7 protein-coding genes are annotated in these 15,808 nt (G+C 42.5%); 6 read left to right on the forward strand and 1 reads right to left on the reverse strand.

The genetic code is table 11. The features are described from left to right. Nucleotides 1–115 precede the first annotated feature (115 nt). Nucleotides 116–907: a TraB/GumN family protein gene (locus H8S84_RS08380; RefSeq protein ID WP_222621618.1), complete on the reverse strand. Its 792-nt coding sequence runs from the start codon at nucleotides 905–907 to the stop codon at nucleotides 116–118. Between the two features lie 758 nt (nucleotides 908–1,665). On the opposite strand from H8S84_RS08380, the gene H8S84_RS08385 reads away from it, so the two are divergent. The 6 genes from H8S84_RS08385 (at nucleotide 1,666) to H8S84_RS08410 (ending at nucleotide 15,805) form a co-directional block, all read left to right on the forward strand. Next, the gene (locus H8S84_RS08385) at nucleotides 1,666–4,893 is read left to right on the forward strand and encodes a SusC/RagA family TonB-linked outer membrane protein (RefSeq protein ID WP_187066879.1); all 3,228 of its coding nucleotides are present in this window, start codon (nucleotides 1,666–1,668) and stop codon (nucleotides 4,891–4,893) included. A gap of 13 nt (nucleotides 4,894–4,906) precedes the next feature. Then, nucleotides 4,907–6,433, forward strand: a complete 1,527-nt coding sequence (locus tag H8S84_RS08390) for a RagB/SusD family nutrient uptake outer membrane protein (RefSeq protein ID WP_187066880.1) — start codon at nucleotides 4,907–4,909, stop codon at nucleotides 6,431–6,433. A gap of 146 nt (nucleotides 6,434–6,579) precedes the next feature. Then, entirely contained in the window at nucleotides 6,580–8,256 is a 1,677-nt protein-coding gene (locus tag H8S84_RS08395; RefSeq protein WP_187066881.1) for an amidase, read from the forward strand. 117 nt (nucleotides 8,257–8,373) lie between these two features. Continuing rightward, entirely contained in the window at nucleotides 8,374–10,770 is a 2,397-nt protein-coding gene (locus H8S84_RS08400; RefSeq protein ID WP_187066882.1) for a prolyl oligopeptidase family serine peptidase, read from the forward strand. A gap of 443 nt (nucleotides 10,771–11,213) precedes the next feature. Next, nucleotides 11,214–14,249, forward strand: a complete 3,036-nt coding sequence (locus H8S84_RS08405; protein ID WP_187066883.1) for a SusC/RagA family TonB-linked outer membrane protein — start codon at nucleotides 11,214–11,216, stop codon at nucleotides 14,247–14,249. 11 nt (nucleotides 14,250–14,260) lie between these two features. Continuing rightward, a complete protein-coding gene (locus H8S84_RS08410) occupies nucleotides 14,261–15,805 on the forward strand; it encodes a RagB/SusD family nutrient uptake outer membrane protein (RefSeq protein ID WP_187066884.1) in 1,545 nt (514 codons plus the stop codon). Nucleotides 15,806–15,808 lie beyond the last annotated feature (3 nt).

Consider the following 15,808-nt stretch of genomic DNA (forward strand, 5'->3'; position numbering starts at 1 on the left):
AAACTATACTTGGTACGAATAAAAGAAGTAGAAGTATTGTGTTGGTGAGGCATTAACCTGATGATGTAAAGGTGTGGCTATACATATACTTATATAGTATAGCTGCTGGAACAGGTTAGTTCATAACAGGCTTCAGTATGTACCCCCGCTGACGCAGTAGTTCTAACACCCCTTTAGGGCCAGTAAGATGTCCGGCGCCTACTGCAAAGAAAGTAGACTTTGCCCTGGCTTCACGTTCCATTGCCGGTATCCAGCGCAGGTTCCTGGCTATAAGAAATGCGTCCTCATAAAGTTTATACTCTTCTTCACTCAAATCTTCTTTAGTAATTCTTGCCAGCCCATCCAGGTCCTGAGCTAAGTATAGCTCTACCATCTCGAGGTACGAAGCTCGTGCTGCCGGTATATCTTTTACGGTTTTTACCAGCATATCAGTTTGCAGTTCCTGTGGTAGCTTGTCCATAGCGGCTAGTTGTTCTCTTACTGTCTCTACGCCGATCACTTCTTTACCCTGCGCATGTGCTAATTCCATCAGGCGCTGCTCATACGACACGGCTTTGCAGTCAGTCAACTGAGACAACAGCAACGATTGCAGCATAAACGGTTTCATATTGTCGAACATCTTCAGGTCCAGTTGCAGCGTTGTAGCCAGGTGCGTTGCCAGCAGCTTATAGTCCTCTGCCTTTAGTAAGGTGCTTAGTGTTTTGCCCTCCGGTAGCGTTGCGCTCTGCATCAGCTCGGCCATAAAATTAGGTGCGTCCATGTCCACTTCCAGCGAGAGTTGCTCTGTCTGCTTTAACTTTTTTTCTACAGCCTGAGGCACGTTAAACTCATCCGGGCACAAGGCATGGATGGTGCCAAATATATAAGATGGTGATTTTAGACCATTGCCTGAGATTTCCCAGAGCAAGGTGCGTGGGGTGTTGTCAGTATTTGCTATACATAATATAGGAGCAAATAATAACAGAGTAACATAAGCTGTAATTAGCTTATAATAGCTGAAGCTATTTGGTAGCAGTTTCATGGCTGGATTAGATATATAAAGCAATTTAAGATTTATCAGCAGGTAATGCTAAAGTTTTTGAATGAGATTGCATTGCTTTAAATTATACTAAGATGGCATTTTTATTTGGAATCCTATTTAAGTGTAATCAGCTGAGTTTAAGTTAGTCGCTTTGCTCTGGTAATACGCTATTGCTCTCTTGTAGCGTACATTTAACTTATCATTGTTTGCCTGGTATATAGCTTTTGAGCATCGGTGTTAGAACAGTGAAATTGAAATTATCCTGTCGTCTGTGTTTAACCTTTAATCTTGGTATACTACATTTAAAATATATGAATTTAGCTAATTATATAAATAAAATTATATTAATAGTGGTCAAACATTGGTATGTGATATGTTATGATGAATTGTAATATACTAAGTATTAAGAGGTGGTTGTTGTTCTTATATAGTGCTTAAAGTCATGATTACTACATGCTTTAGGCCTATAATTAGGTATTTTGAATGCTTTTTTGTCGAAGGGAGATATGACTTTGCTTGAGACGCAAGCTAACTTTGTACGATTTTTTTTGATAAATGTTTTGACATTGAAAACAAATAGTTATATTTGGTTTAATATCTTATCTATTCACAAAAACAATTATCTAACCTAAAATCACAGATGTATGAAGAAGAGTTTACTCTTTAGCCTCTTTTTTGTGCTCGTAATGGCCTTACCAGCCTGGGCGCAACAAAGCAGGACAGTAAATGGAAAAGTGACTGATCAGGCGACTGGTCAGGGATTGCCGGGGGTTGCAGTTTTGGTAAAAGGTACAACAGTAGGTACTACAACAGCAGCAGATGGTGCTTATAGCATTAATGTGCCAGCAGATAAAAACACACTAGTGTTTAGGTATATTGGCTATAACACACAAGAGGTACCAGTAGGAAACTCTGGTTCAGTTAACGTAACATTAAGTGTTAATCAAAAGCAGTTAGAGGAGGTAGTAGTTGTTGGTTACTCAACTACAACGCAGCAGTCGTTTACTGGTACTGCAAAAGTTGTTAGCGCTGAGAAGCTTGAGAGCAAAAGCGTTTCTAACGTATCTCAGGCATTAGCAGGTGAGGTTGCCGGTGTAAGAGTTATCAATACAAGTGGCCAGCCTGGTACTGCATCAACGATTCGTATTCGTGGTATTGGTTCAGTTAACGGTAACAGAGCTCCTTTATATGTAGTAGACGGCGTTCCTTTCTCAGGTGGCTTGAACTCAATTAACCCAGCTGACATCGAATCTACTACAGTGTTGAAAGATGCAGCAGCTACAGCTATCTATGGCTCTAGAGGCGCAAACGGTGTAATCGTTATTACTACTAAGTCTGGTAGAGGCAAAAAGTCTTTTATCGAGGCAGATGCTAACTTTGGTACTAACATGGCTTTGTTGCCACGTTACGAGACAATCAAATCTCCTGAGCAGTACATTGCACTTGGTTGGGAAGGTCTTTACAACCGTGGTGTTGCAATCAATAACGCTGATCCTGTTAAATATGCGAACGATAGATTGTTCTCTACATCAGGTGTTAGAACAGGCTATAACTTGTGGAATGTTGCCAATGGTGGTGAGTTGATCGATCCGCTTACAAGATCAGTTAGACCAGGTGTAACAAGAAAATATGATCCAGAGAACTGGGAAGATTATGCATTCCAGAACTCAGCACGTAGAGAGTACAACGTAAAGTTTGGTGGCTCATCTGGTAAAACAAGCTTCTATTCTTCTTTCGGATACTTGGATGATGTTGGATATTCAATCAACTCTGATTATGAGCGTTTGACAGGTAGAGTAAACCTGCGCCAGGAAATCAAAGAGTGGTTAACTGGTGGTATCAACATCTCTTACGCTAGATCAGAAACCAATACAAACGGTCAGACAAGTGACTCTGGAAGCATTTTCTGGTTTGTAGACAACATGCCTTCTATCTATCCTTTATTCAGAAGAGATGCAGAGGGTAACATCATCGAAGATCCTATTTATGGTGGCCCACAGTATGATTATGGTGCTGAAGGTAACTTTGCCCGTGGCTTCGGTGGTCTTACAAACTCTATCGCGGATGCGACTTATAACACAAGAAGAGACAACCGTGACGAGATCAATGGTAACGCTAACCTTGACTTCACTATCCTGAAAGGCCTTACGTTTGAGAACAGACTAGGTCTGCAGTACTACCACAACAAGTATGGCTGGTTGAACAATAAGTTCTACGGCTCAGCTGCAGGCCAGCAAGGTGCACTAGGTCTTACAAGAACAGACCGTTTCTCTTACAACCTACTAAACATGCTGCGTTATAACACAGCAGTTGGCCAGCATGGCGTAGAAGTATTAGCTGCTCACGAAGCTTCTAACTTTAAGCAGAACGTGTTCTCCGCTTCAGGTTACAGACTAGTAGTTCCTGACCTACTTGAGCTAAGCAATGCGGTTGTTAAAAACCCAACGCAAAACTCTTACACAGATGAGTATGCTCTTGAAAGTTACTTTACTCAGGTAAACTACGATTACGCTAAAAAGTACTTCATATCAGCTACGCTGAGAAGAGACGGATCATCACGATTCAGAGATGACAAATGGAGCAACTTCGGTTCAGTAGGTACTGCTTGGGTAGTATCAAACGAAGACTTCATGAGCTCACAGAATGTACTTAGCAATTTAAAATTAAAAGCTAGCTACGGTTTGATCGGTGATCAGGCAGGTGTAGGCTACTACCCAGGATATGACCTGTACTCTGTAGATAACGTAAACAACCAGCCAGGTTTTGCTTTATCAACTCCAGGTAACCGTGCCTTGACATGGGAAACATCTAAAATGTTCCAGACGGGCGTTGAGTTTGGATTGGGCAACTACTTAGAAGGTTCAATTGACTACTACATCAAAAACACAGATGATCTGATCTTTGATGTAAGAACTGCTCCGTCAACAGGTATCGCTATCATGACATCTAATGCCGGTACACTGCAAAACAGAGGTCTTGAATTTGACCTGGTAGGACACCTAGTTAAGAAAAACGATTTCCGCTTAGACCTGAGCGTAAACGGTGAGAAGTTCACAAACAAAATCACTGAAATGCCAATTGACCCATCAACTGGCAAGCCAAAAGCGATTGACGTGCAGGGTGTATACGCCTGGTCTGAAGGTCACTCTGTATTCGATTACTACCTGCGCGAGTTTGCTGGTGTAAATCCAGAAAACGGAACTAGCTTATGGACTGTGAACTATATAGATGCGAACAGCAACGGTTCTTACGATAAGGGTGAAGGTATCGGTAACTTAACTGATTACTTATCTAGCAACCCTGATAAAGCTAACAGCATTATGCAGTCAACTACAGACACGTATGCGGATGCAACGCTGAAATACAACGGTAAGTCTGCTATTCCTGATGTAAGAGGCGCAGTTAACTTAGATGCTGGTTTCAAAGGCTTCGATCTGAGAGTTCAGATGCTGTATAGCTTCGGCGGTTATGCTTACGATGGTGCTTATGCTAGCTTAATGCACAGTGGCCTAGTGGGCAGCAACAACTGGCATGTTGACATTCTTAACAGATGGCAGCAGGAAGGCGACATCACTGATGTGCCACGTCTATCAAACGAATTAGATAAGAACGTTTCTTCTGCTTCGACTCGCTTCCTTACAAAAGCAAATTACCTGGTACTGAACAATGTTCGCCTTAGCTATACATTGCCATCAAGCTACACAAGTAAGTTTGGTTTAGGAGGACTTTCAGTATGGGTGTCAGGAGATAACCTGTGGATAAATACTGCCCGCAAAGGCTTTAACCCATCAACGGCAGAGACAGGTGCATCAAGCACATACCGTTACTCTCCATTGTCTACAGTGACAGCAGGTTTAAGAGTGAGAATTTAATTTATCGATCGAAATGAAAAAAAGTTTAAATATAATAGCAGCAGCAATTCTTGCTTTCACAATAAGCAGCTGCGAAAAGGAGTTTCTTGATGTTGAGCCAACGAACAATCTTTCGTTGGAGCAGATTGAAGAGGCCGCTAAAACAGACCCTTCGCTGTTAAATTCATTTGTTTCTGGTATGTATGCTACCATGTATAATACAGGAACAGGTGGTACCACAGGTCACGATGACTTTGGACAGAGAGGCTATGACATTTACATGGATATGGTGTCTTCTGATATGGTGCTAGCAGGTACAACTTATGGTTGGTACTCAGGTATAGCTAGGTATCAGGCTACAACAGATAACACTGTTAACCAATCGTATATGCCATGGAGATATTATTACCGCATGATTCGTTCTGCTAACACGCTGATCGACATTCTAGGCGGTAATGAAGCTCCACAAACAGGCGAAAGACTTCATATGATGGGGCAGGCGAAGGCAATGCGTGCATATGCATACTTCTACCTGGCGCAGTTGTACTCTGAAGGATATAAGACAGGCGAAGACAAAATATTGCCTATCTATACAACAACTAAAGATGCTGCTGCACAGCCTAAGAGCACTACAAAAGAAGTATATGATCTGATCATTTCTGATTTGGAGGCAGCGATCACTGGCTTACAAGGATTTAACAGAGTAGGCAAGCACGAAGTAAACCAGAACGTAGCAAAAGGCCTATTGGCTTATGTTTTGGCTGCTCGTGGCACGCAAGCTGACTTACAGCGAGTGGTAACACTTACAAATGAGGTGATCACAACTTCTGGTGCTCGTATCACCAATCCTAATGAAGTTGTTGCTAAGTTTGATGCAGACGGCAAACTTGTTAATACAGAAGCTGGATTTAACAGCGTTACTACTCCAAGCTGGATTTGGGGTGTAGATCTTGTCCTGGATTACGGCCTGAACCTAGTTTCGTGGTGGGGACAAGTTGACGTGTTCACTTACAGCTATGCATGGGCAGGTGACCCTAAAACAATTGACAGAGGCTTGTACGATGCAATTCCTGCGAATGACATTAGAAAGCAGCAGTTTATAGCTCCGGGTAAAACTGGTGCCTTGCAGCCAAGAAACAAGTTCTTTGCTCCTGCCAGAAAAATTGGTGGCCAGCGTTACATCGAAACGGACTATGTGTACATGCGTATCGAAGACATGGTTCTTTTAAATGCCGAAGCAAACGCAAGGTTAGGCCAGGCTGGTCCTGCCAGAGATATGCTGAAGACGCTATTGGCAAAAAGATTTGATGATGCAGCAGATTACAGCTACGTTGATGCTTTAAGCGGACAGGCGCTTCTTGATGAAATTCACCTACAGACAAGAATTGAGCTTTGGGGTGAAGGCAAATCTTATCTATCTGTTAAGAGAAATAAGAGAACTGTAACAAGAGGTGCTAACCACCTATTTGAAGCAGGAAATTCTTTTGCTTGGGATTCTGATGAGTTAACATTCAACATCCCGCAGGCAGAAGTTCTGAATAACCCTGTACTTAACGATTAATTAAACATCTTGATCTTCTGGAGTAAGAAATGATAAGCTAGAAGATCAGATACAGTAAAACAAAGGGCCACTTGCAAGAGTGGCCCTTTGTTTTTTTAAGGCTATAAGCTAAATTGTAAGGGTTAAATATAACTTAAAGGAAGAAGATGCTTAAAAAAGGTGTAGTAGTATTGATAGGAGCAGGATGCTTTATATCCGGTGCATTTATCACTAAAGTTGTTGAAGATAAGATCAGTGTGGGTGTGGTGCGCGAAGCCCAAAAACTAATAGGGCTTAATTTTACAGATGCACAGCTAGATTCAAGTCTAAACAAATTAGAGGAGTTTAAGCAAAATTATGAGGTATTAAGAAAACAGCCTCTGACCAATGATGTAGCACCAGCATTGGTTTTCAATCCAATACCAGTTGGGTATACTTTCGAAAAAACGAACGGTAAGTTTGAGGCTGAAAAAGCTTCTGGTGTAAAGCTGCCAAAGAACAGGGAAGAGCTTGCGTTTTACAATGTGCCGCAACTGGCTGAGTTAATCCGCACAAAACAAATAAGCTCAGAAGAGCTGACGAAATTTTACTTAGAGCGCTTAAAGAAGTATGGCCCAACCCTGGAATGCGTAACTACCTTAACCGAAGAGCTGGCGCTGGAGCAGGCTCGTAAAGCTGATAAGGAGATAAAGGCAGGTAAGTACAAAGGTATGCTGCACGGTATACCTTTTGGCGTGAAAGACCTGCTATCAACCAAAAAGTATAAAACAACCTGGGGAGCTACACCATACAAAGATCAGGTAATAGACGAAGATGCTACGGTTGTAAAGCGCCTGCAGGATGCCGGTGGCGTTTTAGTAGCAAAATTAACCCTTGGTGCCCTGGCAATGGGGGATGTGTGGTACGGTGGCAAAACAAAATCACCTTGGGATATCAAAAAAGGTTCTAGTGGCTCTTCAGCTGGCTCGGCTGCAGCAGTAGCTGCAGGCTTGGTACCCTATGCTATAGGTACAGAAACACTAGGTTCTATTGTGTCTCCGTCCACAGCATGTGGTACAACAGGGCTAAGGCCTACCTTCGGCCGCGTTAGCCGCCATGGTGCAATGGCACTAAGCTGGTCCATGGATAAGATAGGTCCAATCACACGCTCTGCAGAAGATGCAGCTATTGTGTTTAATGCCATCTACGGCCCAGACGGTAAAGACCAGTCTGTGTACAATGCGCCATTCAACTACAATCAAAGTATAGATCCGAAGAAGTTGCGCGTAGGATACCTTAAAAAAGATTTTGAACGCAACTATGGATTTAAGGAGAATGATGAAGCAACACTAGCAGCCTTACGCAATGCTGGAATTGAACTGGTGCCAATAGAGCTTCCAAATTTACCTGCACGTGAACTAACACTTACTGTCTCTGTGGAGGGAGCCGCTGCTTTTGATGATCTGACCCGTAGCAGAAAAGATAGCTTGCTGGTGGCCCAGCATAAAAACGCTTGGCCTAACACTTTTAGGGCAGCACGATTTGTGCCTGCCGTGGAGTATTTGCAGGCACAGCGCGTAAGAACATTGCTTGTGCAGCAAATGCAGGAAAAACTGAAAGACATTGATGTATATATCAGCCCATCTTTCGCCAGTAACAACCTAGTGCTTACTAACCTCACAGGCCATCCGTGTGTGGTGGTGCCAAACGGCTTCCAGAAAAACGGAATGCCAACCACTATCACCTTTATGGGCAAACTGTTTGGGGAGGCCGAGCTGCTAACGTTGGCAAAGTTCTATCAAAGTATAACCAACCACGATGAGCAGCACCCAAGTATGGATTTCGCTGCTAAAAAGAAATCATAAAAATAATCGCCGTCTGCTGTAGGGAACTATAACAGGCGGCGATTTTGCTTAAATAAGTATAATCTTTTATTTTGAAAGATAAACTCTTACAAAACTAAACTACTATTCTAATCTAACATGCTACTACAAAGAAAAGCACTGGCCATATTAGGTTGGCTTATACTATGCGGAGGTGCGGTTCAAGCCCAAAACGGTAAATTAACCCTGAGCGTAGAAAAGATAATGCGCGATCCTAAGTGGATAGGCACTTCACCTAGCAGTGTATTCTGGTCTGAAGACGGAAAGAAGCTATACTTTTACTGGAACCCGGAGGGTAACAAAAGTGACTCGCTGTATTCAGTGAACGCAGAAGGTAAGAACCTGCAGAAAGTAAGTGCCAAAGAACGCAGAAACCTGCCAGGGCAATACGGTACTTATAACTATGCAGAGACAAAAAAGGTGTATGAGAAAAACGGCGACATCTTTTTATATGACATAAAGAGCGGCAAAGCACAGCAGATTACAAACACTGTGGAGCGTGAGAGCAGCCCCGCTTTTAGCCACAGCGAACAGAAAATCACCTATAACAAAGATGGTAACCTGTATGCCTGGAACATGGCAAACGGGCAGACGGTGCAGCTAACAGACTTCAAAAAAGGCAGAAAACCTGCAGGAGAAGGGAAAAACGAGCAACGCGACTGGCTAAAGGAGCAGCAAATCGCATTGCTCCAGATCGTGAAAGACCGTGAGGAGGCGAAGGAGTTGCAACGTAAGCAGCGCCTGGCCGATGCGCCAGCCAGACCCAAAGAGATTTATGTAGAGGATAAGATGGTAAACAGTCTTACCCTTAGCCCCGATGAGCGGTTTATAACTTACCAGTTAATCAGTCGGCCAAAAAACAGCAAAGTAGCTATTGTACCTGATTATGTTACATCTTCTGGTTATACAGAGGATATTAACACCCGCACAAAAGTTGGCGATGCGCAAAATACCTATGAGTTCTTTGTGTATGATACCAACCGTGACACTGCCTTTGCTGTGTTAATGAACGATATAGAGGGAATAACTGATCAGCCGGCTTACCTGTTGGAGAAAGAGGCGAAAGCAAGTACAGCTAAAACAACAGATGCAAAGCCTAAGAAAGCTGAGTTACGCTCAACAGCTATTTATGGCCCGTTCTGGTCAGAAAACGGAAAGCATGCTGTAGTGGTAGCCAGATCACAGGATAACAAAGACCGTTGGATAATGAAGCTAGACCCGGCTACAGGTAAACTTACACTGCTAGACCGCCAGCGTGATGAAGCGTGGATCAATGGTCCGGGTATTGGTTACGGAGCAGGAGAGATAGGCTGGATGCCGGATAATGAAAGTGTATGGTTCCATTCAGAGGAGAACGGCCATTCACACCTGTATGCAGTAAATGTAAATACCGGTAAAAAGAAAGCATTAACAAGCGGTAAGTTTGAAGTATCGGATGTGAAAATGTCTGATGATAAGAAGCACTTCTACTTTACTGCTAACAAAGTGCATCCGGGCGTAAAGCATTTTTACCGCATGCCTGTACAGGGTGGGGAGATGGTGCAACTTACCAGCATGACAGGAGCACATGAAGTACAAATGTCACCTGATGAGAAAACACTAGCTATGCGCTTCTCTACGAGCAACACGCCTTGGGAGCTGTATGTAATGGATAACAAAAAGAGCGCAAAGCCAAAGCAGGTAACTAACTCTTTAACAGATGAATTCAAATCATACGACTGGCGTGAACCTGAAGTAATAACCTTTAAGGCAAAGGATGGAGCTGATGTGTATGCACGTCTTTACCGCCCTGAAAATGCTAAGGCTAACGGTCCAGCGGTAATATTTGTGCATGGGGCAGGCTACCTGCAAAATGCGCATAAGTGGTGGAGCTCATACTTCAGAGAGTATATGTTCCACAATTTTCTGGCAGATCAGGGCTATACTGTATTAGACATAGACTATAGGGGCAGTGCTGGCTACGGCCGCGATGTACGCACAGGCATTTATCGTTTTATGGGAGGTAAAGACCTAAGCGACCATGTTGACGGCGCGAAGCACCTGGTAGAAAAGTATAACGTAGACCCAAAGAAGATCGGTATTTACGGTGGCTCCTATGGCGGCTTTATAACGTTAATGGCCATGTTCACAGAGCCTGATGTGTTTGCAGCAGGTGCTGCTTTACGCTCTGTTACAGACTGGGCGCATTATAACCACGGCTATACTTCAAATATTCTTAACACACCTTATACAGATAGTACGGCCTATGCTAAGAGCTCTCCAATATACTATGCAGAAGGTTTGAAGGGCGCGCTGCTGATTTGCCATGGTATGGTAGATACCAACGTGCATTTTCAGGACGTGGTGAGGCTAACGCAGCGATTAATAGAGTTGGGCAAGGATAATTGGGAACTAGCTGTTTATCCTGTAGAGGACCATGGTTTCGTAGAGCCTGCCAGCTGGACGGATGAGTACAAAAGAATATACAAGCTGTTTGAGGAGAATCTAAAAGAATAAAGCAGAAACGACTTAAACGAAAAGTGGTGCTTGGGGTTTCTCAGGCACCATTTTTTTTTATTATACTTTTCCAATATAACAGCTTCAAATATAAAAATCAATGTTTAAACCTTTGTACAGATATGATTTCATGCTGTACTATTATTAGTATAGGCTTTAAATGTGTTTAAATATAACAAATTCTTCTGCGCGTGCCATGTCTTTTAAAATTCCAACTATTCAATGTTTAGACATCTCTATTTTAAATATTAAAATCAAGCTTTAAGTATACATAAAGCTAATGCTATATAATAATAGAGAGTTATTGAATAATCCCGCTTTATTTAATTTAAACGCATATTCTGCTTAAATAAATTTGTGTAAAAAAATTTTTCGATTTCATTTTTGGAGATATATTTGGCAACTAATAATTATCTAACTAACCAATTATCTAATCTATCTTTATGAGAAAAGTTCTATTGTTGAGCTTTGCTCTGTTGCTAGTGCTGACTAATATAGCACTTGCACAGAGTCGGGCCATCTCAGGGAAAGTACTTGCCGCTGAGAATGGACAACCTCTGCCGGGGGTAAACGTGGTCGTTAAAGGAACGACAGTTGGTACCTTTACAGGAGCTGATGGTAGCTTTACTGTGAATGTATCGAATGACAATGCTGTTCTTTTGTTTTCGTATCTAGGATATGTTGCACAGGAAATCAGCACAAATGGTAAGTCTACTATCAGCGTTCAGTTGAGAGAAGATTCTAAAGCTCTTTCTGAGGTAGTAATTACTGGATACGGTACAGTGGTTAATAAAAGAGATGCAATCGGTGCTATCTCTCAGGTATCAGCAAAGACAATTGAGAACAGGCCGATGCCTTCTCTTGATAAAGCGCTACAGGGGCAGGCAGCTGGTGTGTTAGTACAGGCTAACAACGGTATACCTGGTGGTGCTGTTAACGTACGTATCCGTGGTGTTGGTTCATTAACAGCTGGTACTCAGCCACTATATGTAGTTGACGGTGTGCAGCTAAACACTCGTAATGACGCTTCATTTACTCAGTCTAACCCACTTGCTTTCCTGAACTCTAACGACATTGCTTCTATTGAGGTGTTGAAGGACGCTGCTACAGCTGCTATTTATGGTGCACAGGCCGCAAACGGTGTTGTTTTGATTACTACGAAAAAAGGACAGGGTGGTGCTACTAGATTGAACGTGAATGTTTATGGTGGTGCATCTACTCCTTTAAAAACACTTGATGTTCTTAGCACTCAGGACTACTTAAACCTAAGAGCTGAAGCTCGTGATAACAGACTTCGTACAGGTATGGACACTAACCGTAACTGGATACTTGATAACGAGATGCGCATTTCTGATGCTAAGACTCCTGAACAAATTGCAGCACTTCCTACATATGACTGGCAGGATGCAGCATTACAGACAGGTAGAATTCAGAACTACGAATTATCAGCAAGCGGCGGTAACGATAAAACTACGTTCTACCTTTCTGGTTCATATAACATCAATGAAGCTATCTTCAAGAAAGTTGACTTCACAAGAGGTACAGCTAAGTTAGACTTAACGCACAAAGCATCTAATAAACTAACTATTGCTTCGTCTGTTAACTTGTCATCATTCAACCAGGGTATTCCATTCTCAACTGATGGTTCTTTCTTAGGTAACCCTGCGTTCTCAGCTTCTTTGATGCTTCCAAGCAATAGAATCTATAACGAAGATGGTTCTTACTTCGGTCTATTGGGTAGTGGCCAGGCTTTCCCTGGTATCTTAAACCAGAACATCATTGCTGTAAATGATTTCAACAGCGGTAATCAGCGTAGCAATTTCGTAGTTGGTAACTTGTCAGCTACTTACGAAATTATTCCTGGTCTTTCTTTCAAGACATTCTATGGTTTGGATTACAGACTTGTACAGGGTAAGCAGTATCGTGACCCAAGAACAAATGATGCTTATGCAAGAAAAGGTTTAGGACAGGTAGAAAGTACTTGGAACACAAACTTCCTTACTACACAGACTTTAAACTACAGCAAGAAATTTGGAGAGCACTCTCTTAATGCTTTAGCTGGTTTCGAGTACAAGCACGAGCAGCAAGAAAACATCTCTGCATCAGCTGACGGTTTCCCGTCTCCTGAATTCAGATACTTAAACTCTGCAGCTAACCCACTTTCTGCTGGTGAATTCTTCTCTGAGTTCAAGAGAATCTCTGGCTTCGGTCGCTTCAACTATAACTACAAGAGCAGATACCTTCTGTCTTTGACTACACGTGCTGACGGTTCTTCAAGATTCGGCCGCAACTACAGATATGGTTTCTTCCCTTCTGTACAGGTAGGTTGGAATGTTAGTGAAGAGTCATTTATGAAAGGTATCGATGTATTGTCTTACCTGAAAGTTCGTGCTTCTTACGGTACAACAGGTAACGACCAGATTGGTAACTTCGCATCTAGAGGTCTATATGGATCAGGCGCAGTTTACGGCGGTGTTGCTGGTGTTACGCCAACTCAGTTCGAAAACCCTGAGTTAAGATGGGAGAAAAACATAACTACTAACTTCGGTATTGACTACGGCTTCTTTAATGACCGTATCACAGGTACTGTTGAAGCTTATAACAGAGAAAGCAAAGACCTTCTAATCGGTCAGCCAGTATCATGGACATCTGGTTATGCCGCATTTACTTCAAACGTTGGAGAGCTGCGTAACCGTGGTATCGAGGTTGAGTTAAGAACAGCAAACCTGAAAACAGAATCAGGCTTAAACTGGAATACTAACTTTAACTTCGCTTACAACCAAAACCGTGTTACTAAGCTTTATGGTGGACTTCAGGAGCTTCCTGGTGATAACTCTATCCGTGTAGGACATGCTGTAGGTACTATCTTCACACAAAGATATGCTGGTGTAAACCCTGCAACTGGTAGACCAATGTTCTACGATAAGGACGACAACATTACATACATCCCAGTACTTGATGACAGAAAAGTTATCGGTGATACACAGCCACTTTACTTTGGTGGTTTGAACAACACAATTTCTTACAAAGGCTTTGAGTTAGACTTCCTGTTCCAGTATGAGTATGGCAGAATGGCGAACGATGGTCAGCTAAACTTCCTGATGGAGAATGGTAACCGTGCGTTCAACACCCTACAGCATTTCTATGACAACCGTTGGACAACACCTGGTCAGATTACAAGTGTACCAAGAGCATATGATACTGGTGTTGAGACACGTGGTGTAAACCATGTAACTGGCTCTAGCCGCACATGGAACAAAGTAGATTACATCCGTCTGAAGAATGTGCAGCTTGCCTACAATGTACCTACAGCACTAGCTCAGCGTATCAAGCTTTCTAATGCAAGGATCTATGTTCAGGGAACTAACCTGTACACTTACGATGACTACAGAGGCTATGATCCGGAGTTCTTCGGTTCAGCAACTGGTATCATCCCGCAATCTAAAAATTACACTGTAGGTATCCAGCTTGGACTATAATTAATCAGAAAATGAAAAAGTTTTTAAAATATAAGAAATCATCAGTATTGCTTTTGGCTGGTCTTCTTGCGTTCTCATCTTGTGAGAACGCACTGGATGTGGATCCAAGACAGTCAATTGATATGGCGACAGCGCTTAGCTCACGTGAGACTGTAAATGCCGCGATCGCTTCTGCTTACTCTCGCTTAAAGTCTGCCAGAGCATATGGTAGAGATATGGTTGCTTTACCAGAGGCTTTAGCTGATAACGGTCAGGCGACAAACAGATCAGGACGTTTATTGAACGAATCAAATAACGTACCTGGTGCTCACTTCGCTAGCTGGCAAAACTATTACTACACCATCAATGAAGTTAACTTAGCTCTTGATGCGATCCCGAGTTTAAATCTTGTGCCAGCTGTATCAGAGCAGGAGAGGAATCTTTGGGAAGGACGCCTACAGTTCTTAAGAGCTATTAGTTATTTCGACTTGGTTCGTAGCTATGCCTATATACCAGGAGCAGTAGTACCAAGCCAGGCAAAAGGTGGTGTGCCTTTAGTTCTAACAGGTGTAAAAGAGTTAGCAGACGCTGTTAACCGCTTACCAGAAAGAGCTCCAATTGCAGATGTGTATGCGCAGATTTATGCAGATTTAAAGGCTGCTGAAACTAAACTTGGCAATGCTGGTACTGCTGGTACTAGCGGTACTGCATGGGGAACGAGAGTAGCTGCACAGGCTTTATTAGCACGTGTTGCTCTTTATAATAAGGATTATGCAACTGCGAAAGAGTATGCAGACAAAGTTATTGCTTCGCATGGTAGCAAATTGTTGACTCCAACAAACTACGTAGCAGGATGGCGCAGCGCAGTGAACCCAGAGTCTCTTTTTGAAGTTACTTACTCTATTAACGCAGAGAACATTGGTGTAAACGAGTCGTTACAGACAACATTTACTTCTCTAGTAACTCCTGGAGTTAGAACACAAACAGGTGGATTTGGTGACTTAGTGCCAACAAGTGGTTTATTAACTGCTCTAGGTATAACAGTAACAGGCAACGGTACTAACAGTGCTGCTATTACTGCACGTAACAGTGATGTTCGTAACTTGTTATTCGAGTTAGGTACTTCAGGTCGTGGTGCTCCATTCGTAGAGACAACTAAATACATTGGCAAGAACGGTTTCATAAACCTGGATAACGCACCTGTTCTCAGAATTGCAGAGATGTATTTGATCAGAGCTGAAGTTCAGGCAACTGCTGGTGCTTCAACTTTCAACGAAGTAGAAGCTCTAAAAGACTTAGTGAGAATCAAAACAAACAGATATTCTGATTATGTAGGTTCTGCTATAGCGACAGCTGATGCTGCTCTAACTGGCTCAGCTCTTTATGAAGAAATCATTCGCCAGAGAAGAATTGAGTTTGCTTTCGAAGGACACCGTTTCTTTGATATGAAGAGATTAGGTCGTGATATAGTGAAGTCACCATCTAATCTATTGTTCACAGACTTTAGAATCCTTCCTTCGATTCCTGTAAGAGAGCTTGATGGAAATCCTAACTTAGTTAACAACGTAGGATATTAATTT

The organism is Pontibacter cellulosilyticus (genome assembly GCF_014306105.1).
GTDB lineage: Bacteria > Bacteroidota > Bacteroidia > Cytophagales > Hymenobacteraceae > Pontibacter > Pontibacter cellulosilyticus.